General features: G+C 70.6%; 20 protein-coding genes. 12 read left to right on the top strand and 8 right to left on the bottom strand.

Going from position 1 to position 18,972, the window contains the following annotated elements:
• The first annotated feature begins 5 nt into the window (after window positions 1-5).
• Genes ACFYWJ_RS33860 through ACFYWJ_RS33845 form a run of 4 tightly spaced genes read left to right on the top strand, consistent with a single transcriptional unit; the run spans window position 6 to window position 3,281 of the window.
• Complete coding sequence (locus tag ACFYWJ_RS33860; RefSeq protein WP_355283407.1) at window positions 6-1,004, top strand: ABC transporter substrate-binding protein; 999 nt, start codon at window positions 6-8, stop codon at window positions 1,002-1,004.
• The gene (gene entS / locus ACFYWJ_RS33855) at window positions 1,001-2,227 is read left to right on the top strand and encodes an enterobactin transporter EntS (protein WP_355283404.1); all 1,227 of its coding nucleotides are present in this window, start codon (window positions 1,001-1,003) and stop codon (window positions 2,225-2,227) included. Before ACFYWJ_RS33860 ends, entS begins: the two co-directional genes overlap by 4 nt.
• Window positions 2,224-3,063, top strand: a complete 840-nt coding sequence (locus ACFYWJ_RS33850; protein WP_355283401.1) for a siderophore-interacting protein — start codon at window positions 2,224-2,226, stop codon at window positions 3,061-3,063. The genes entS and ACFYWJ_RS33850 overlap by 4 nt, the downstream gene beginning before the upstream one ends.
• Before the next feature lie 2 nt (window positions 3,064-3,065).
• Window positions 3,066-3,281, top strand: coding sequence for a phosphopantetheine-binding protein (locus ACFYWJ_RS33845; RefSeq protein WP_355283398.1), 216 nt, complete (start codon window positions 3,066-3,068; stop codon window positions 3,279-3,281).
• A 43-nt stretch (window positions 3,282-3,324) separates the two neighbouring features.
• Here the strand turns inward: ACFYWJ_RS33845 and ACFYWJ_RS33840 are convergent, their stop codons facing one another.
• The gene (locus ACFYWJ_RS33840; protein WP_355283395.1) at window positions 3,325-4,983 is read right to left on the bottom strand and encodes an AMP-binding protein; all 1,659 of its coding nucleotides are present in this window, start codon (window positions 4,981-4,983) and stop codon (window positions 3,325-3,327) included.
• An 87-nt stretch (window positions 4,984-5,070) separates the two neighbouring features.
• Here ACFYWJ_RS33840 and ACFYWJ_RS33835 point away from each other — a divergent pair, with 87 nt between their 5' ends.
• The 4 genes from ACFYWJ_RS33835 (at window position 5,071) to ACFYWJ_RS33820 (ending at window position 8,560) form a co-directional block, all read left to right on the top strand.
• Window positions 5,071-5,904 (top strand): SDR family oxidoreductase, encoded by an 834-nt coding sequence (locus tag ACFYWJ_RS33835; protein ID WP_355283392.1) that lies wholly within the window; start codon window positions 5,071-5,073, stop codon window positions 5,902-5,904.
• Window positions 5,905-5,914: 10 nt separating this feature from the next.
• A complete protein-coding gene (locus tag ACFYWJ_RS33830; protein ID WP_355283389.1) occupies window positions 5,915-7,051 on the top strand; it encodes a chorismate-binding protein in 1,137 nt (378 codons plus the stop codon).
• Window positions 7,052-7,075: 24 nt separating this feature from the next.
• Window positions 7,076-7,747, top strand: coding sequence for an isochorismatase family protein (locus ACFYWJ_RS33825; protein ID WP_355283386.1), 672 nt, complete (start codon window positions 7,076-7,078; stop codon window positions 7,745-7,747).
• A 69-nt stretch (window positions 7,748-7,816) separates the two neighbouring features.
• Window positions 7,817-8,560 (top strand): hypothetical protein, encoded by a 744-nt coding sequence (locus tag ACFYWJ_RS33820; RefSeq protein ID WP_355283383.1) that lies wholly within the window; start codon window positions 7,817-7,819, stop codon window positions 8,558-8,560.
• 9 nt (window positions 8,561-8,569) lie between these two features.
• Here the strand turns inward: ACFYWJ_RS33820 and ACFYWJ_RS33815 are convergent, their stop codons facing one another.
• The 5 genes from ACFYWJ_RS33815 to ACFYWJ_RS33795 form a co-directional block, all read right to left on the bottom strand.
• Entirely contained in the window at window positions 8,570-9,964 is a 1,395-nt protein-coding gene (locus ACFYWJ_RS33815) for a serine hydrolase (RefSeq protein WP_355283380.1), read from the bottom strand.
• Between the two features lie 35 nt (window positions 9,965-9,999).
• On the bottom strand, window positions 10,000-11,013 hold the full coding sequence (locus ACFYWJ_RS33810; protein WP_355283377.1) for an alpha/beta hydrolase: 1,014 nt from the start codon (window positions 11,011-11,013) through the stop codon (window positions 10,000-10,002).
• Window positions 11,014-11,188: 175 nt separating this feature from the next.
• The gene (locus ACFYWJ_RS33805) at window positions 11,189-12,607 is read right to left on the bottom strand and encodes an NAD(P)(+) transhydrogenase (Re/Si-specific) subunit beta (RefSeq protein WP_355283516.1); all 1,419 of its coding nucleotides are present in this window, start codon (window positions 12,605-12,607) and stop codon (window positions 11,189-11,191) included.
• A 17-nt stretch (window positions 12,608-12,624) separates the two neighbouring features.
• Window positions 12,625-12,927, bottom strand: a complete 303-nt coding sequence (locus tag ACFYWJ_RS33800) for an NAD(P) transhydrogenase subunit alpha (RefSeq protein WP_019045334.1) — start codon at window positions 12,925-12,927, stop codon at window positions 12,625-12,627.
• Window positions 12,927-14,045 (bottom strand): Re/Si-specific NAD(P)(+) transhydrogenase subunit alpha, encoded by a 1,119-nt coding sequence (locus ACFYWJ_RS33795; protein WP_355283374.1) that lies wholly within the window; start codon window positions 14,043-14,045, stop codon window positions 12,927-12,929. Before ACFYWJ_RS33795 ends, ACFYWJ_RS33800 begins: the two co-directional genes overlap by 1 nt.
• A 408-nt stretch (window positions 14,046-14,453) precedes the next feature.
• Here ACFYWJ_RS33795 and ACFYWJ_RS33790 point away from each other — a divergent pair, with 408 nt between their 5' ends.
• Genes ACFYWJ_RS33790 through ACFYWJ_RS33780 form a run of 3 tightly spaced genes read left to right on the top strand, consistent with a single transcriptional unit; the run spans window position 14,454 to window position 16,410 of the window.
• Window positions 14,454-14,897 carry an HIT family protein gene (locus ACFYWJ_RS33790; protein WP_355283371.1) on the top strand — a complete coding sequence of 148 codons (444 nt, stop codon included), beginning with the start codon at window positions 14,454-14,456 and terminating at the stop codon, window positions 14,895-14,897.
• Entirely contained in the window at window positions 14,894-15,736 is an 843-nt protein-coding gene (locus ACFYWJ_RS33785; protein WP_355283368.1) for a maleylpyruvate isomerase family mycothiol-dependent enzyme, read from the top strand. Before ACFYWJ_RS33790 ends, ACFYWJ_RS33785 begins: the two co-directional genes overlap by 4 nt.
• Window positions 15,736-16,410 (top strand): Type 1 glutamine amidotransferase-like domain-containing protein, encoded by a 675-nt coding sequence (locus ACFYWJ_RS33780; protein WP_355283365.1) that lies wholly within the window; start codon window positions 15,736-15,738, stop codon window positions 16,408-16,410. Before ACFYWJ_RS33785 ends, ACFYWJ_RS33780 begins: the two co-directional genes overlap by 1 nt.
• Here ACFYWJ_RS33780 and ACFYWJ_RS33775 read toward each other — a convergent pair.
• Window positions 16,381-16,884 carry a GtrA family protein gene (locus tag ACFYWJ_RS33775; protein ID WP_387160386.1) on the bottom strand — a complete coding sequence of 168 codons (504 nt, stop codon included), beginning with the start codon at window positions 16,882-16,884 and terminating at the stop codon, window positions 16,381-16,383. The two genes, ACFYWJ_RS33780 and ACFYWJ_RS33775, sit on opposite strands and share 30 nt — an antisense overlap.
• A 55-nt stretch (window positions 16,885-16,939) precedes the next feature.
• On the bottom strand, window positions 16,940-17,272 hold the full coding sequence (locus ACFYWJ_RS33770) for a hypothetical protein (protein WP_355283362.1): 333 nt from the start codon (window positions 17,270-17,272) through the stop codon (window positions 16,940-16,942).
• Window positions 17,273-17,640: 368 nt separating this feature from the next.
• Here ACFYWJ_RS33770 and ACFYWJ_RS33765 point away from each other — a divergent pair, with 368 nt between their 5' ends.
• Entirely contained in the window at window positions 17,641-18,972 is a 1,332-nt protein-coding gene (locus ACFYWJ_RS33765) for an FAD-binding oxidoreductase (protein WP_387160389.1), read from the top strand.

Genomic DNA, 18,972 nt, shown 5'->3' with positions numbered 1-18,972 from the left:
CGGCCGTGTTCACCCGATCCTCCGGCCGCGTCCGCGCGGCCCTGGCCGTCCTGGCCGTCGCCTCGATCGCCGCGCTCACCGGCTGCGGCACGTCCGCCGACGAGGCGAAGGACACCGCCTCGGGTACGCGTGAGGTGGCCACCGCGCGCGGCACCGTCTCGGTGCCGTCCGACCCCAAGCGCATCGTCGTACTCAACGGCGCGCTGGCCGGCTACCTCTACGACCTCGACGCCCCGGTCGTCGCGGCCGATCCGCGACTGCTCGGCGTCGCCACCCCCAAGGGCGAGTTCCCGCAGGTGTGGGCCGCCGACGCGAAAGAGCAGGGCACCCAGGTCGTCCCGACCGGCGAGGACATCAATCTCGAGTTCGTCGCCGCCCAGCGGCCCGATCTGATCATCGGCGGCGGTCAGGGCTACCCGGCCCAGCAGACGCTCAACGCCTACGACCAGCTCAGCGCCATCGCCCCGACCGCGCTGATGCCGGCCACCACCACCGACTGGCAGGACCAGCTGCGCTATCTGGCCGACCTCGTCGGCCGCGGCGACCAGGTCGACGGCCTGCTCGCCAACTACCGCACCAAGCTGGCCGAGGTGAAGTCCGCCATCAAGATCCCGGCGGGCAACACCACGCTGGTGCAGTCGGCCAAGGGCGACAAGCCGGTCGTCTTCGTGCCGACGGCCTCGCTGCCGAAACTGCTGGCCGAGGTCGGTTTCGCCCTCGACACGCAGGTGAAGGCCAAGGCGGGCAACCCGGAGATGCCCGAGGCCGCCGACTACTTCTCGATGAGCCCGGAACTGCTCAACACCGTGGTCGACGCGCCGGTGACCTTCGTGGTCACCATCAACGGCGGACGCTCACTCGAGCAGCTGCGGACCGACCCGCTCTACGCGAAGCTGCCGTCGTTCACCGCGAACACGGTGTACGAGCTGCCCGCGATCAGCTCACGACCGGACTATCGCACGGTCATGAGCACCCTCGAGCTGCTGAAGGATCGTTTCAAGTGACGGCGACCGGCGGCCTGCTCCTCGACCTCAGCCCGCTGCGGGCGTCGCGCCCGTTCCGGTGCGCGTTCGCGGCGCGGCTGGTGTCGGTGCTCGGCATCGGGCTGCTCATGGTGGCCCTGCCGTTGCAGGTCTATCAGCTGACCGGGTCGAGTCTGCAGGTCGCCGGGGTCGCCACCACGACCGCGGCGGCCCTGTTCGCCGGCAGTCTCGCCGGCGGTGTGGTCGCGGACCGGTACGACCGGCGCACGGTGATCCAGTGGTCGCGCAGTGCGGCGGGCATCGGCTTCCTGCTGCTCGGCGTGAACGCCGTGCTGCCGGACCCGCTGCTGCCGGTGATCTACCTCGCCGCCGTCATCGACGGCCTCGCGGGCGGGGTCAGCGGATCGGCGCTGATGGCGATGGTTCCGGCGCTCGTCGGCCGCGAGAAGGTCGCGGCCGCGGGCGCGCTGGTGTCGCTGACCACCGACCTCGGCACCATGATCACCCCGGCGATCGCCGGGCTGCTCGTCGCGAAAACCGGTGTGGCCTCGGCCTATTTCCTGTGCGCGCTCGCGACCACGGCGACCGTCGGACTGATCACCGCGATCGGCCCGTCACCGCCGCCGGAGCGGGATCTACAGAACCCCCTGCGCGAACTGGCCGCGGGCATCACCTTCGCGGTGCGCCACGAATCCATCCGGCTGATCCTGCTGACCGGTCTGATCGCGATGCTGGTCAGCGGACCGCTGGTCCTGCTGCCCGCCTTCGCCGACGTCGAACTCCACGCGGGCCCCGGCACTCTGGGCCTGCTCTACGCGGCGCCCGGTGCGGGCGCGGTACTCGGTTCGCTCACCAGTGGCTGGATGAGCCGCGCCAATACCGGGCTGGCGCTGCTGGTTTCGCTCGCGCTCATGCCGCTCGGCGTGATCGCGGCGGGGCTGTGGTCGCACGCGGCGCTGGTGTTCCTCGGGCTCGCCGGGTTCGGCCTGGCCAGGGCCGTGAACATGGTGCTGCGCTACGCGATGTTGCAGCGCGCCGCACCGGACCACATGCGCGGCCGGATGTCGGGACTGCTGATGGTGCAGTCGGTCACCGGTACCGCGGTCGGCTCCATGGTGGCCGGTGCCGTTGGCCAATTCTTCGCTCCGGGAACGGCGCTCGTGCTCTACGGCGTCGTCGTCCTGGTACTCACCGGCCTGATGGCGCTCGCCGCCGGGCCGCTGCACAGAAAGGAACAGAGGTGAAGGATCGCAGTGCCTACGCCGCGAACATCGCCGAGGTGCTCGGCGGTGCGCACGGCGCGAAGGTCCCCTATCCGATCGGCCTGCAGGAAGTGGAGGTGATCCGCACCGCGCGGATCGGCTCCGCGCTGTTGCGGATCACCTTCGGCGGGCCCGAGCTGGCGACGTTCCACAGCTATGTCCCGGATGAGCATGTGCGCCTGATCTTCCCGTGCGAGGACGGCGTGCTGCGGCTGCCCGAACGCGACGGCACCTCGCTGGAATGGGGCACGCCGCGCCCGGTCTCGCGCGAGTACACGGTGCGCCGCCACAGCATTCCCGACGGCGAACTCGACATCGATTTCGCCCTCCACCCCGGCGGCCTCGCCTCCGACTGGGCGAGCACGGTGACCCCCGGGACCAAGGTGCACATCGCCGGTCCGCCCGGCGGCGTCGTCGTCCCGGATTCCTACGACCGGTACCTGCTCGCGGGTGACATCACCGCGCTGCCCGCCATCGCCCGCTGGCTGGAACGGATGCCGCGCACCGCGGCGGGCTGGGCGTTCATCGAGGTGGCCGACGCGGCCGAGCAGATCGCGATCGACGCCCCCGACGGCGTCGAGGTGCGCTGGCTGCATCGCGGCGCGGCCGAGGCGGGCACCAGCGACATCCTCGAGCAGGCCGTACGCACCGTGGAAGTGGCTGCCGGACAGCGGGTCTACGCCTGGGTGGCGGGCGAGGCGGGCTGCCTGCGCGGCATCCGCAAGGTGGTCCGCACCGACCTGGGCATCGGCCCCAAGGACTCGCTCATCGCCGGCTACTGGAAGCGCGGCGTCGCCGACTTCGATCGAGAGGAATGACCATGACCGACGATCAGGTGATCGGCGATGTCGCCACGGCGCTGGGTGTGGACCCGGCCGAACTCACCGCGGAGACCGATCTGCTCGACGCCGGGCTGGATTCGGTGCGCATCATGTCGCTGGTGGAGAAATGGCGGTCGGACGGTTACGCGCACATCGACTTCCCCACGCTGGCGGGCGATCCCGTGCTCGGATCATGGATCGAGCAACTGGCCTGACCGGCCCGGGGGCGGCGCGATGAGCGCGCCGCCCCCGGCGCGGTCACTGCCCGAGCGCGCCGTCGGCGAGCAGCTGCCGCAGCTCCTTGCGGCTGGTCTTGCCGACGCCGGTCGCCGGGAACTCGTCGACGACGACGACGGTGTCGGGCATCTTCCACGCCGCGACACCGCGCGCGCGGACGAACGAACGCACCGTGATCAGGGACGGCCGCACGGCCGGATCGGCGGGCTGGACGAACGCGCAGATGCGCTGTCCCAGCACCGGATCCGGGGTGCCGACGATCACCGCGTCGCGCACGTCCGGGTGCTCGAGCAGATGCGCCTCGAGCTCCTCGGCCGACACCTTCTCCCCGCCCCGGTTGACCCAGTCACCGGCTCGGCCCGCGACCACCAGGTTGCCGTCCGGGCGCACGGAGACGATGTCGCCGGTGCGGTACCAGCCCTCGGCGGTGAAGCTGCGGGCGTCGGCCTCGGGATTGTCGTAGTAGCCGCGAATCGTGTACGGCCCCTGCGTGATCAGGTTGCCGGTCGCGCCCGGTGCCACCTCGGCGCCGTGGTCGTCGACCACCGCGATCCGGTCGTGCTCGGACATCGGACGGCCCTGGGTGCCGACCACCACGTCGATCGGATCGTCGAGCCGGGTGTAGCAGACCAGCCCCTCGGCCATGCCGAACACCTGCTGCAGGGTCACGCCGAGGGCGGGGCCGACCCGGCGGGCCAGCTCCTCCTGGCAGCGCGCCCCGCCCACCTGGACCACCCGCAGGCTGGACAGATCGGGGGTGTCACCCGCTTCGGCCCGCTCGGTCCACAACCGGGCCAGCGGCGGCACCAGGCCGGTGATGGTGACGCCGAACCGCTCGATCAGCGGGAACGCCGTCGCGGGGGTCGGGTCGGGGGTCAGCGCGACGGCGCCGCCCGCCCACAGCGCGCCCAGGATGCCCGGCGAGCTCATCGGGAAGTTGTGCGCCACCGGCAGTGTCGCGAGATACACGGTGTCGCTGTCGAGTTCGCAGATCTCGGCACTGCGCCGCACGCTGTAGAGGTAGTCGTCGTGGGTGCGGGCGATGAGCTTCGGGATGCCCGTACTACCGCCGGAGAGCTGCAGGAACGCGACGGCGCTCGCCGACGGTCCCACCAGTTCGCCCGGGGTGTCCCGGAATTCGGCGATGTCGTGCACATCGGCGGACAGCTCCCGCCCCGGTTCGTCGAGCACCAGCAGCAGGTGCCGCAGGCTCGGCACCTCGGCGCGGACCGATTCGGCCAGCGCCGCGTAGTCGAAGCGCTGGTGCGTGCCGCAGGTGATCATCGCGGTCGCGGCGGCGGCGGTGGCGATCGGGACCAGCTCGGCACCGCGGTGCGCGGGCAGGCAGAACACCGGCAGCGCGCCGAGCTTGAACAGCGCGAAGATCACCTCGACGAATTCGGCGCGGTTGGGCAGCTGGACCAGCACCCGGTCGCCCGCCCCGAGGCCGAGCCGGGCCAGGCCGGTGGCGAGCGCGCTCGACCGGTGGTCGAGCTCGGCGTAGGTCCAGCTGTTCGCCGGGTCGAGCACGGCGATCCGGTCGGGTGCGGCGGCCGCGCGCGCGGCGAGCACATCGGCGAAAGTCTCACCGGTCCAACAGTTCTGCTCTCGATAGCGTTGCGCCAGCTCAGTGGGCCACGGGGTGAAGCCGGGGAGCACGGGATCGGTCAAGTCGAGCACCTCTTTCCAACGGACCTGCGGGCGTTCCCGTCGGATGTTGTGAGGGAAGGTAACCATCCGACGATGAATTCAGGTTAGGCTAACCTCATGTCAAATGGTGATCTCACCGGACGGAACGTTGTCGTGACCGGCGCGGCCGGGGGTATCGGCGCCGCGATCGCCGCCCGGTTCGCCGCCGAGGACCGGGTCGTCTCCCTGTGGGACCTCGATCCCCGGGTGCACGCGACCGCCGCCGCGCTCGCCGCTCCGCAGGACAGCGCCGGTTGCGATGACATCGACTGTCCCCCAACGGCTTCTGTGCACAGCCTGGAGGTGGACGTCAGCGACGCCGACTCCGTACGGCGCGCCTTCGACCAGCTGACCGCCGCGCACGGACCGGCCGATGTGGTGGTACACGCCGCGGGCGTCATGGTCGGCGGGAGCGCCCTCGAACTCGACGCCGCCGACTGGGCGAGGTGCCTGAGCGTGAACGCCACCGGGACCATGCTGGTCACCCAGCGCGCGGCCGCCGACATGGCCGCCGCGGGCCGGGGGTCGATCGTCGTGGTCTCCTCCAACGCCGCGGCCGCACCGCGCGTGGGCATGGCCGCCTACGGCGCCGCCAAGGCGGCCGCGACCGCCTTCACCAGGTCGCTGGCCCTGCAGGTCGCGCCGCTCGGGGTGCGGGTCAATCTCGTGTCCCCCGGGTCCACCGATACCGCCATGCTGCGCGACATGTTCGGCGGCACGCCGCTCGACGACGACGCCGAGACCGCGCTCCTCGACGGCGACCCCGCGGTCTACCGGCTCGGTATCCCGTTGCGCCGCATCGCCGCTCCCGCCGACATCGCGGCGGCCGTCCACTTCCTGGCGTCCGACGGCGCCCGCCACATCACCATGCACGACCTGCGGGTCGACGGTGGCGCGACGCTCGACATGTGAAACCGAAAGGGTGAGCACCATCAGTACCGACAGTTCAGACCCCGCTTTCGTCCTGTCCCGTCCGCAGCGGACCGTGTCCGCGTCCGCGGGCGGGACGATCTTCCGATCGGCGCACGACGCGGTGACCGCGCTGCGCAGCGGCCGGATCAGCCACATCGTCGGCGCGCTGCCCTTCACCCCCGGTGCGCCGACGGCACTGTGGGCGCCGGACTCGGTGCGCGTCACCGAGGCGCCCCACCGTCCCGCACCGGGCACCCGACTCCCCCACTTCGCCATCGACGCGGCGGTGCCCGCTCCCGACGAGCACCAGCGACGGGTGGCCGGTGCCGTCGAACTGCTCGCCGATCCCGGTCATCCCCTGCGTAAAGTCGTGCTGGCCAGGGCTATTCGCGCGGTGTCGCCGCAGCCGGTGCGGGCGGCCGACATCCTGGATCTGATGGTGGCCTCGGACCCGCTGTCGAACGGTTTCCTGGTCGACCTCTCCGCCGCCGGTGGCCGCTATCCTGGCCGCTACCTCGTCGGCTCCAGCCCCGAGATCCTGGTGCGCCGCACCGGAACCGAGATCCTGAGCCACCCGCTGGCGGGCTCGGCCCGGCGCGTCACCGACGACCCGGCCGCCGATCGCGCCGCCGCCGACGCGCTGCTCACCTCCACGAAGGATCACGCCGAGCATCGCTATGTCGTCGATCAGGTGGCCGCCGTGCTCAGCGACCGCTGCGCCGAAGTCGACACGTCCGCACCGGAACTCACCGCGACGCCGGCCATGTGGCACCTCGGCACGCCGATCTCGGCGACCGTCCCACTCGCCGGTCCCTCCGCGCTCGAACTCGCGGTGGCCCTGCACCCCACCCCGGCGGTCTGCGGCACACCCACCGGCGCCGCCGCCCGGCTCATCGCCGAACTCGAAGGTGAACGCGGGTTCTACGCGGGCGCGGTCGGCTGGTGCGACGCCGACGGCAACGGTGAGTGGATGGTGAGCATCCGCTGCGCCGAACTGTCCGCCGACGGCACCACCCTGCTCGCGCACGCCGGCGGCGGCATCGTCGCCGCGTCCGATCCCGCGGCCGAACTGGCCGAGACCACCGGCAAATTCCAGCGCATCCTCGCCCCGCTCGGAATCGCCGACCTGCCCGTTTCCGTCGGCTGACGCCGACCCCACCGAAAGGCCGTCATGCCGATTCCCAAGATCGCGCCGTATCCGATGCCCGGCGCCGACGAGTTCACCGCCGACCAGGTGGCCTGGACCGTCGAACCCGGCCGCAGCGCCCTGCTGATCCACGACATGCAGCAGTACTTCCTCGACGCCTACGACATCTACCGCGACCCCGCCCGGACCCTCATCGCGAACATCGCGCGGCTGCGCGACCGCTGCCACGAACTCGACATCCCGGTGATCTACACGATGCAGCCGGGCAACCAGCACCCGTCGCGGCGCGGCATCCTCGCCGACTTCTGGGGTTCGGGCATGGCCGAGGGCGCCGACACCGAGGTGATCAACGCCATCGCCCCCGAGCCGCAGGACATCCAGGTCACCAAGTGGCGGTACTCCGCCTTCCAGCGCACCGACCTGCGCGAACTGCTCGGCTACTACGGCCGCGACCAGCTGCTGATCACCGGCGTGTACACCCACATGGGCTGCATGCTCAGTGCCGCCGAGGCGTTCATGAGCGATGTGCGGCCGTTCCTGGTCTTCGACGCGACCGCCGATTTCAGCCGCGACGAGCACCTGATGGCCCTGAACTACGTCGCGCGGCGCTGCGGCGCGGTCACCGGGACCGAGGAGCTGATCCAGCAGCTCGGCACCGCGCCCGCCGCCGAGAAGGCGCAGCGGCGCACCGCCTGACGATTGGCACGCGGGTCCGGCTGTGGCACAGTCGGACCCGCGACTGTCGTGTGGGAGTGGGGGACATCGGTGCGCAAGATCGTCGGCGTCGAGCCGTTCATCGCCGAGCGGGCGGCGCTGCTCGAAGAGGGCAACCGCCTCAGCGCGGTCTACAAGGAGCTGGGCGCATGCGAGGAGGGGTGGGCCGCCTTCTACGGGGCCAGTGCGCTGCACGAGCGCTACCGCGAGCTGCTGCCCGACATCGTGGTCTCGCGGTGCCCGTTCCGGGATGAACTGGTGTACTGGCCGCTCGACATCGTCGACGTCGACGGCTGGTTCTGGAGCTCGTTCCATACGGTGCGCCGCTTGGACCCGGTGCCGCGCAGCTGGTTGCTGATGGTCGGCGCGATGCGGCTCGACGGTCCGATGGCGCCGGCGCCGTTCCTTCGGATGCTCGGCCCCGATGTGCCGTACGTCTTCCCCGAGGTCCTCGGTCATCCCGACATGCGGGCCGTGATCACCCAGGTGCGGATCGGCCCGCACACCGGCTGGCCGATCACCTATCACTGCGCCACCTACCGGCCACGCGGCATCGCGCTCGAACCGGTCTGGGGCAGTGATCATTACGAGGTCGATCAGGCCCCGGGCAGATACGCGGCCTGGGACGACAACTGGGGCTCGAACCACCCCGACTTCGATCTGCGGCCCTGGCTCGACAACGGCACACTCCTGTGGATCGCCCCCGACGACCCCACCGCCACCCTGCGCACCGGCTCCGCCGACTGCCCCTACCTGGACCTCCCCGGCACGCGCAAACACAACCGGCTGTACTGACCCGACGCCTCAGCGCGGTGCGTTGCCGAGTGCGAGCACCGCGGCCGCCACCTGCCCGCCGACATCGAGGACGAGGCGGAACACGTCGACGGCGACGAACGAGCCGTCGCACCACAGGATGTTGCAGCCGGTCGAGGCGTACGGCCCGACCCCGAGCAGGATGGCCGCGGCGGTGCCAGGGTCCGCCAGCCGGGCGAGGTCGTCCGGGGTGCGGATCGACAGCGGCGGATGGTCGAGACCGAGCGGGTCGACATAGGGCTCGGCGGGGATTCCGGTCACCGCCCGGGTGACGCGCTGGAACAGCTCCTTGTTGTCGGGGTTGCCGCTGCCGGTGAGCATGGCGACCGGGTTGTCCAGGTCGACCCGCAGCGGGACGCCGAGGCGCACCACCACCAGGTCGCGGCTCGGGATGACGGTCAGGAACTGGCCGAGCGCGCCCTCGTAGGAGTACATGTCGCGCGGGGAGCCGGGGAATTGCGGACGATCGTAGGAGACCGCGGTCGGCACCTCCGTGCCCCGATAGGTATCGCCGGAGTTGAGCCAGGTCAGGAATCCGTAGCCCGGATTGGCGGCGGTACCGGTGGTCGCCTCACGCAGGTAGTCGGCGGCGATGAGCTGCGCGCCACCCCAGCGACCCTCCTGGAGCAGGAGCCTGCCGAGGCGGGCGAGGTCGTCGGGGCGCATGGCCAACCCACCGTTGACGGCGGTGTTGCCGCTGCGGTCGCGCAGCCACACCCAGTTGGCGCGGTCGATGCCCAAGGGCGCGAACAGTTCTCGCTGGGCGAAGTCCTGGAAGTCGACGCCGGTGGCGATCTCGACGATCTCCGCCAGCAGCATCGGGGTGTTCTGGGCGTATTGGAACGTGCTGTCGGGGGCGTGGTCGGCGGGTGCGGCGAGCGTTTGCCCGACCGCGTCGGTCTGGAGTCCGGCGAGGTCGGCGGGCCAGCTGAAATGCAGGCCGGTCGTCTGGGTCAAGACCTGGCGCACAGTAAGATTCGCGTGCGCCGGGTCGGCCTGGGGGAAGAATTTCCCGAGCGGGTCGTCGACGCCGAGGCGCCCCAGGGTCACGGCCCTGCCGACCACCGCCGAGGTGACGCCTTTGGTGGCGCTGGCCAGCGGCAGTGGCACGTTCGCGGTCGGGGTGCGGTCGCCGACGAGGCAGCCGTGCCGATAGACCTGGACCGCGATTCCGCCTGCGCGCGTGCCGAAGTCGAGCGCGTCGGTCAGCACGGCGGCGTCCATGCCCACGTCCTCGGGGGTCGCGCGTGGCGCCGCGTGCCCGGGTACCGGCTCGGCGCAGCGGTGTTCGCCGCCCGGGTCGGCGGACACGACCGGCGCCGCCACCACGAGGGCGGTGAGCGCGGCGGCCGCGAGGACAGCTGGCCGGAGCAGGCGGCGGGACATGGTGGATCTCTTTCCGATCGTCGGGGTGCGGTAGCTCATCGCAGGCTGTCGGCCTGTTGGTTGCGCTCGACGCTGTAGTAGGTGCGATCCGCCCGCAGCAGCCAGTCGGGGCCGACGAAGAACCGGCGGGAGGTGTCGTCGTCGAAGGCGACGTACTTCAGCCAGGCCACCGCCGTCCCGGCGGACAGGTAGGCGCCGGGGCCGTCGACCGGCGAGAAATGGCTCACGCCACGGGCATTGGCGATCCAGGCCGGGGCGCGGAAGGTGAGATTGTACTGCCACCAGCGCACCCAGGCGAAATCGGGAACGACGAAATCGTTGTAGCCGGTGAGGAACAGCGTCGGCACCCCGATGAGGGCGCCGACGCCCACCGGACCCGGTTCGATCGCCAGCATGCCGATCACCGCGAAGTCCGGATCGATCGCCCCGTCGATCGGCGGGAACAGCGCCGCCGCCTGCAGAGACGCGCCCCCGCCCGCGGAATGCCCGGCGAGCACGGTGCGCCCGAGATCGATCCGCCCGAACAGCGGCGAACCGGGATCGCGGTGCTGGGCGATCGCCGAGGCCAGGCCGATCGCGGGCAGGTAGGCCAGCGAATTGACGAAGTCGTAGGTGATCACCACGACGAAGCCGTGGCTTGCCCACTGCCGGGCCAAGGTGTCGTACATACCGGGATTGGAGGTGATGCCGCCCTCGAACAGGATCAGCGGGGCCTTGTCCGCGTCCGCGAGATCGGCCGGGTAGTAGGTGTTCACGCCGACCGGTGACTGCAAGCCGTAGGGGAAGGCCTGGGTGCATCGCGCGTCGTCCCGGTTGCCGAACAGGTGCACGGTGAGGTGCGCGATCATCCCGGCGACGGATTCCTGACAGGGGTTGGTGACCGTCGGCGTGGCCACCGGGTGCGGTCCCGGCTGATCGAAGACGCTCTGCGCGGTGACGCCGGGCGCGATGTCCTGCGCGTGCGCGAGGCCGGGAAGGCCGGCGGCGAGTACCGCCGCCAGCACAGCGATGAACAGCGAGCGTGGTCGACGGGTGAGTGACCTCGTCATCGAGGACTCCGTTCTGCACACCGGTTCCCCGGCCTCTTTTGAGACGCCATCGTCTCAAGCAAGAGGGTAGCGGGAATGTGGTGTGCGACACAACCATCGATCGTCGCGGTCGCCAACAGCAGCGGGCCCCGCTGTTCTCGGAGAACAGCGGGGCCCGTGTGCGTAGCCGCGTGGGTTACAGCGCCTTCAGTTCCTCGGTGACCGCACCGACGGACTTCTTGGCGTCGCCGAACAGCATCGAGGTGTGGTCGGCGTAGAACAGCGGGTTGTCGATGCCGGCGAAGCCGGAGTTCATCGAGCGCTTCAGCACGATGACGCTCTTGGCCTGGTCGACGTTGAGGACCGGCATGCCGTAGATCGGGCTGGACTTGTCCTCGCGCGCCGCCGGGTTGGTGACGTCGTTGGCGCCGATCACCAGGACCACATCGGTCCGGTTGAACTCGCCGTTGATGTCGTCCATTTCCTTCATGGCGTCGTAGGAGACCTCGGCCTCGGCCAGCAGCACGTTCATGTGACCGGGCATACGACCGGCGACCGGGTGGATCGCGTACTTGACCTCGACACCCTTGCCCTCGAGCAGGGAGGCCATCTCCTTGACCGCGTGCTGGGCCTGGGCGACGGCCATACCGTAGCCGGGCACCACGATGACCTGGTTGGCGTAGGCCATCTGGATCGCGGCGTCGGCGGCCGAGGTGGCCTTGGCCGACTTGGCCTCGCCACCACCGCTGGCGGCCGCACCGCCGCCACCACCGAAACCACCGGCGACGATGGCCGGGATGGACCGGTTCATGGCCTTGGCCATGAGGTTGGTGAGGATGGTGCCGGACGCGCCGACGATCATGCCCGCGACGATCATCGCGGTGTTGTTCAGCGCCAGACCGGCGGCCGCGGCCGACAGCCCGGTCAGGGCGTTGAGCAGCGAGATGACGACGGGCATGTCCGCGCCGCCGATCGGCAGCACGACCATCAGGCCGAGGATGCCCGCGAGCACCAGCAGCGCGATCATCCACAGCTGCGAGACACCGCCGTTGTCGGCGCCGAGGCCGATCACCACGGCGCAGACCACCGCGCCGACGAGCAGCAGCAGGTTCAGCGGCTGCTGCAGCTTGCCGATGCCGATCGGCTTGCCGGACAGGATCTCCTGCAGCTTGGCGAAGGCGATGATCGAGCCCCAGAACGACACCGAACCGATCACCGCGGCGAACAGCGAGCCGATGATGATGTGGATGTTCGGCTCGTCGTGCAGCTGGGAGAAGCCCGAGCTGTCGATGAACTCGGCCCACGCGATGAGCGCGACCGTGCCACCACCGACACCGTTGAACGCGGCGACCAGCTGCGGCATCTCGGTCATCTTGGTGCGCACGGCGGGCGGAACACCCAGTGCCACACCGACGACCAGGCCGCCGGCGATCAGGATCCAGTTCAGCAGCTCGGTGTGCCGGATGGAGATCAGCGTCGCGATGACCGCGATGGCCATACCGACGGCGGCGATCTGGTTGCCGCGCACCGCGGTCTTCGGGCCGGTCAGGCCCATCAGACCGTAGATGAACATGGAGAAGGCCACGATGTAGAGGCCGTTGACCAGGTAGGTCATGTTGTCGACTGCGTGCATCACTCGGCCGCCTTCTTCTTACCCTTGAACATGCCGAGCATGCGGTCGGTGACCACGAAGCCACCGATGACGTTCAGCGTTCCGAACACCACGGCGACGAACAGGATGATCTGGACCAGCAGGGACGGGTCCTTCACGTTGCCCAGCGTCACCAGCGCGCCGAGCACGACGATGCCGTGGATGGCGTTGGTGCCCGACATCAGCGGGGTGTGCAGGGTGTTGGGGACCTTGGAGATGACGGCGAAGCCGACGAACCCGGACAGGACCAGGATCGCGATGTTCGCGAGAAGTTCGGTGTACATCAGGCTTCCACCTCACGGGTGACGCAGGAATCCGCCAGCACCTGATCGTCGAAATCGGGCGCGAGCTTGCCGTCGACCAGCATCAGCTCCAGCAGCGCGGCGATGTTCTTGGAGTACAGCTCGCTGGCGTGCTCGGGCATGGTAGCGGGCAGGTTCAGCGGCGAGGCGATGGTCACCTCGTGCTTGACGACGATCTCGCCGGGCTCGGTGAGCTCGCAGTTGCCGCCGGTCTCACCGGCCAGGTCGACGATCACGCTGCCCGGCTTCATACCCTCGACCGCGGCGGCGGTGACCAGGCGCGGCGCGGGACGGCCCGGCACCAGCGCGGTGGTGATGACCACGTCGAAACCCTTGATGGCGTCCTCGAGTGCCTTCTGCTGCTGGGCCTTCTCGTCGTCGGTGAGTTCGCGGGCGTAGCCACCCTCACCGGCGGCGTCGATGCCGAGGTCGAGCCACTGGGCGCCGACCGAGCGCACCTGGTCGGCGACCTCGGGACGCACGTCGTAGCCGGTGGTGCGGCCGCCGAGGCGCTTGGCCGTGGCCAGCGCCTGCAGGCCGGCGACACCGACACCGAGCACCAGCACGGTGGCCGGCTTCACGGTGCCCGCGGCGGTGGTCAGCATCGGGAAGAAGCGGGTGGACTCGGAGGCGGCGAGCAGCACGGCCTTGTAGCCGGCGACGTTGGCCTGCGAGGACAGCGCGTCCATCACCTGGGCGCGCGAGATACGCGGGATCGCCTCGACGGCGAACGCCTGCACCCCGGCGGACTTCAGCGCGCCGATCTGGTTCTCGGCGTTGCGGGGCGCGAGGAACCCGATCAGGGTCTGCCCGGACGACAGCTTGCCCACCTCGGCATCGCTGGGCGGGGCCACCTTCACGACGACCTCGGCCGACCACGGATCACCGATGGTCGCACCCGCCTCGACAAAGGCTTCGTCGGGGATGAGGGCACCGAGGCCGGCACCGGCTTCCACGACCACCTCGACGCCCTGCTTGGACAGGGCCGGGATGATCTTGGGCACCAATGCGACCCGCCGCTCACCCGCACCGGACTCGCGAACGACTCCGACACGCGCGCCGCGCGGCGAACCCTCGCCCACGTTTTGCGTTGTCTCCACTAGTCAGACTTCCTTCTTGTGCTGGCTTCGAGCCGGGGAACAACGGGTCAGCCGACGTTACTTGCGAGTAGGTTCGGCTGAAATCCTCGCTACTGTACTCGGCTCGCGGTGAGCCTAGCCGAGATGCCGATCACATCGGCGGGCTGGACCATCCACTGGGAAATCGGACAGAGCCGACCCGTTTCGCCAAGTTGACGACGTTTCCGCGCCTCGGGCGCGACCCCGCGCCCGCCATCAGATTCGTCGCCGCAGGTAGGGCCGGACAAGACCGCACCCGCCGGTGAGCTACCTACCTCCGGGTACGAATACTGGTCAGACGACCGGCTTGCTGGGCGCACGTGACGCGCGTCATGCCCGCAGGTGGTTCGGACTGTTGCGCGACCCACACCACACCGTAGGGTCGTCGCTGTGAACGACTGCGTCTTCTGTCGGATCGTGGCGGGTGCCGCACCGGCGACCAAGGTCTACGAGGACGACGCGGTGTGCGCGTTCCTCGACATCAGGCCGATCACCCGGGGGCACACCCTGGTCGTTCCCAAACAGCACGCCACCGAGCTCGACGACCTCGATCCCGATCTCGGCGCGACGCTCTTCCGCACCGGGCACCGGCTCGCGCGCGCCCTGCGCCGCAGCGGCCTGAGCAGCGACGGCGCCAATCTCATCCTCAACGACGGCACCGCGGCCTTCCAGACCGTCGGCCACGTGCACCTGCACGTGGTGCCGCGCCGACACGGTGACAAGCTCAGCTTCGCCAAGGGCTTCCTGCTGCGCCGTCCCCACGAACCGAACTCGACCGCGGCCGCGATCCGCGCCGGCCTGACGGCGCTGGACTCTGAAGGAGCACAGGGATGACCGAGGGCACGCCCGACCGCGAGCAGCTCACCGACCTGCTCGCCCAGCAGTGGGAGGCCATCGGGAACCTGGTGGCCGACCTCGACGAGAAGGCATGGCGCAAGCCGTCGCCGCTGCCGGGCTGGACGCTGTTCGACGTGGTCGCGCACGTGATCGGCACCGAGTCGTGGCTGCTCGGCGAGACCCCGCCGCCGCACGACCCGCTGCGGCCCAAGACCGACGTGCGGACCCTGCCGCACGTGCGCAACGAGGTCGCGGTGCTCAACGAGATCTGGGTCGACCGGCTGCGCCCGCTCTCCGGCAAGCGCCTGCTCGCGCTGTTCGACGAGGTGACCGATCGACGGCGGGCCGCGCTGGTCGCGATGGACGAGCAGGCCTGGCAGACGCCGACGGTGTCGCCGGTCGGGCAGGTGCCCTACGGCCGGTTCATGCGGGTCCGCCTGTTCGACTGCTGGATGCACGAGCTCGACCTCGCCGACGGCATCGGCCGCACCGTGTCCGAGGGCGGCGCGCGCGCCGAGACCGCCTTCGCCGAACTCACCATCGGGCTGGGCCGGGCGGTGGTCAAGGGCGCCAAGGCCCCCGACGGCACCCGCCTGACCTTCGACCTCACCGGGCCGGTCACCCGGCAGATCCACCTCGCGGTGACCGACGGCCGCGGCGCCGTCCTCGACGCCGCCGACGCCGAGCCGAATGCCGTGATCAGCATGGACTCCGGCCTCTTCGCGCGCCTGCGCGGCGGCCGGACCACCGCCGGCGCGCACCGCGACGAGGTCACCGTCACCGGCGATCAGGCCCTCGGCGAGCGCCTCGTGCAGAATCTGGCCTTCACCATCTGATGCGGCTGTTCCTGGCGTCCTACCGGTTCGGCGCCTTCGCCGACCGGCTCGCCGGACTGGTCGGCGCGCCGGGCGGCCGGGTCGCGGTGATCCCCAACGCCTGCGACGCGTGGCCCGCCGCGTGGGCGTCGGCGGTGGCCAGTGACCTGATACCGCTCCGGCAGCACGGGTACGCGCCGGAGGTGGTCGACCTGCGCGACTACGTCGGCAAGCCGGGCGAGCTGGAACGGCACCTGCGCGCGTTCGCCATGCTGTGGGTGCGCGGCGGGAACACCTTCGTCCTGCGGGCCCAATTCGCCCGCAGCGGAGCCGATTCCGTGCTTCCCGCGTTGCTCGCCGAGGACGCACTGGTCTACGCGGGCTACAGCGCGGGCGCCTGCCTGCTCGCCCCCGACCTGCACGGCCTGGAGACGATGGACGACCCCGCCGAAGTGCGGCAGGCCACCGGCGTCGAAGCACGGTGGGACGGACTGGGTCTGGTGGATCGCCCGCCCGTCGTCCACCTGGACTCCCCCACCGACCCCGACGGCCAGTCCGCGCGGCTGCTGGCCCGCTATCGTGCCGACGGCACCGCGCACTGGGCGCTCACCGACGACGACGTCGTCCTGGTCGACGGCGACCGCTCCGAGGTACTGCGCGGCCGCTCACCGATCGGCGACGACCGGATCGGCTGATCGCTTTCGCCGGAACACGATCCAGCGCATCGCGGAATACATGTAGACGGCCTCGCAGGCCCCGGCGGCCAGCCGCGCGACGTGGTACTCCACGCCGAGCGCCACCAGCCCGGAACCGACCCCGAGAATGAAGGCCAGGTAGTTCACCAGCACCACGACCGCGTACACCACCGCCTGCTTGCCCATCGGCGCGTGCGAGTGGAAGTTGAAGGTGCGGTTGAGCAGGAAGGCCAGGCCGAACGCGGCGATGTAGGCCAGCGTGATCGACACCGGCACCGGCAGCCCGAGCCCGGAGTGCAGCAGCGTGAGCAGCAGCAGGTCGACCCCGAAGGTGAAGCTGTTGATCAGGCCGAAGCCGAGCAGCGTCGCGGGCACGATCCGGTCCAGCCCGAACGGCAGGCGGGCGACGACGGCCTCGCACCAGCGGGTGAACCGGTCGGCCATCGAGTCGGTGACACCCGTGTGCTGCTCCACGACCGTCAGCGTGCCAGCGCGAGATGACGTCGAGATGAGCAGCCGGCAAACGGCCTCAGTGCGGCACGGCGACGGCCACCGCGCGCGTCGGCGGCTCGGCGGCCGGTCGACCGAGGGCGGTCCAGGTGGCCAGGCAGCGGCGGCGGGTGAACTCGTCGGCCTCGGCGAGCAGCGCGTCGCGCAGCAGGCGCGGGTCGGCGGTCCATTCGCCGGCGATCTCGGCCAGCGCGCGGATGCCGAACATGCCGGTCGCCTCCAGCGCGGACAGCCACTCCTCGTGCTCGCCGTCGCGCACCCGGCGCATGGCGTCGGAGTCGATCCCGGCATCGGCGTACTCGGCGGCGAGCAGGGCGCCGACCAGCTCGTTGCGGTCCTGCGGTTCCTTCATCTTCCGGCCCCTCCCGGCGAGTTACGGTGCGACGCGGCGCGTCGATGTGTGCGATGCGCGAGCGGGCGCACCGTAGAGCGGAATGCGAAACACGCCGGGTGCGCGGCGGCGAATCGCCGTCGAACACACCCGCTATGGGCATTGTGACGGGTTGGACGCCGTATACACCAACCGGGCGCGCCGGATCACAATCATGCGCGAATTCACTTGGTCGGCCGCACATCACATTGGTCAACCGACCATCACGCTCCGGTGCGTCTTCGTGCTGTTCACGAGTCCGGCCCGAGTACCGGCGCGGGGTGGTCGCCGCGGGTTAGTTTGAGTGGGTGGACGAGAGCAGGGTTGACCTCGATGCGTTGATTTCCGCGGTGTCAGAGGGGGCTGTGGTCATCGATCCCGATCTGCTGGCGGGCTATCGGCAGGACTGGGCGCGCGATCCCGACGCGGGCACCCCGATCGCGGTGGTGCGGGCCCGCGACACCGCCGACGTGGCGGCCACGCTGCGCTGGGCGCACGCGGGGCGGGTGCCGGTCGTGCCGCGCGGGGCCGGATCGGGCTTGTCCGGCGGGGCGACCGCGGTGGACGGCGGGATCGTGCTGAGCACCGAACTGATGCGCGCGATCAGTGTCGACGCGGTCACCCGGACCGCCGTCGTCGGGCCGGGACTGATCAACGCGGAGGTGAAGCGGGCCGTCGCGGCGGAGGGCCTGTGGTACCCGCCCGATCCGTCCTCGTTCGAGATGTGCTCGATCGGCGGCAACGCGGCGACCAACGCCGGCGGGCTGTGCTGCGTGAAGTACGGCGTCACCACCGACTACATCCTGGGGATGGAGGTGGTGCTGGCCGACGGGACGGTGGTGCGCCTCGGCGGGCCGCGGTTGAAGGACTCGGCCGGGCTGTCGCTGACCAAGCTGTTCGTCGGCAGCGAGGGCACGCTCGGCGTGATCACCGAGCTCACCCTGCGCCTGCTGCCCGCCCAGCCGCCGCAGGCGACCGTGGTCGCGAGTTTCGGCACGCTCACCGCCGCCACGGACGCGATCCTGGCCATCACCTCGACCCTGCGCCCGGCGATGCTCGAGTTCATGGACACCGTCGCGATCAACGCCGTCGAGGACGAGATGCGGATGGGGCTGGACCGCACGGCCGCCGCCCTGCTGGTCGCCCGGTCCGACGCGCCCGGCGAGTTCGCCGCGCACGAAGCGCAGCTCATGGTGTCGCTGTGCGAGAAGGCCGGAGCGACAGAGGTTTTCGACACCGGAGACCCCGAGGAGGGCGAAGCCTTCACCGCGGCAAGGCGATTCGCGATTCCCGCGGTGGAGCGGATCGGACCGCTGCTGCTCGAGGACGTCGGGGTGCCGCTGCCCCGGCTGGGCGAGCTGATCACCGGGGTCGCCGCCATCGGGGAGCGCAACGACGTACTGGTGTCGGTGATCGCGCACGCGGGCGACGGCAACACCCATCCGCTGATCGTGCACGACCCCACCGACCCCGACAACACCGCTCGCGCGCATCGCGCGTTCGGCGAGATCATGGACCTCGCCATCGCGCTGGGCGGCACCATCACCGGTGAGCACGGGGTCGGCAGGCTGAAGAAGGCGTGGCTGCCGGACCAGGTCGGACCCGAGGTGATGGCGCTGACCCGGCGGATCAAGGACGCGCTCGATCCCACGGGCATCCTCAACCCCGGCGCGGTGCTCTAG

The sequence above is a fragment of the Nocardia sp. NPDC003269 genome (genome assembly GCF_042888005.1).
Taxonomy (GTDB): domain Bacteria; phylum Actinomycetota; class Actinomycetes; order Mycobacteriales; family Mycobacteriaceae; genus Nocardia.
Note: the sequence above shows the minus strand (reverse complement) of the source record. Positions and strands in the feature narration are given on the sequence as shown.

What these genes read in the sequence shown, in the direction of transcription:
- ACFYWJ_RS33810 (WP_355283377.1), bottom strand. Translation starts at nt 11,013, where the DNA reads ATGACGAGGTCACTCACCCGTCGACCACGCTCGCTGTTCATCGCTGTG.
- ACFYWJ_RS33815 (WP_355283380.1), bottom strand. Translation starts at nt 9,964, where the DNA reads ATGTCCCGCCGCCTGCTCCGGCCAGCTGTCCTCGCGGCCGCCGCGCTC.
- ACFYWJ_RS33785 (WP_355283368.1), top strand. Translation starts at nt 14,894, where the DNA reads ATGACCGAGGGCACGCCCGACCGCGAGCAGCTCACCGACCTGCTCGCC.
- ACFYWJ_RS33835 (WP_355283392.1), top strand. Translation starts at nt 5,071, where the DNA reads ATGTCAAATGGTGATCTCACCGGACGGAACGTTGTCGTGACCGGCGCG.
- ACFYWJ_RS33780 (WP_355283365.1), top strand. Translation starts at nt 15,736, where the DNA reads ATGCGGCTGTTCCTGGCGTCCTACCGGTTCGGCGCCTTCGCCGACCGG.
- ACFYWJ_RS33800 (WP_019045334.1), bottom strand. Translation starts at nt 12,927, where the DNA reads ATGTACACCGAACTTCTCGCGAACATCGCGATCCTGGTCCTGTCCGGG.
- ACFYWJ_RS33770 (WP_355283362.1), bottom strand. Translation starts at nt 17,272, where the DNA reads ATGAAGGAACCGCAGGACCGCAACGAGCTGGTCGGCGCCCTGCTCGCC.
- ACFYWJ_RS33805 (WP_355283516.1), bottom strand. Translation starts at nt 12,607, where the DNA reads ATGACCTACCTGGTCAACGGCCTCTACATCGTGGCCTTCTCCATGTTC.
- ACFYWJ_RS33825 (WP_355283386.1), top strand. Translation starts at nt 7,076, where the DNA reads ATGCCGATTCCCAAGATCGCGCCGTATCCGATGCCCGGCGCCGACGAG.
- ACFYWJ_RS33845 (WP_355283398.1), top strand. Translation starts at nt 3,066, where the DNA reads ATGACCGACGATCAGGTGATCGGCGATGTCGCCACGGCGCTGGGTGTG.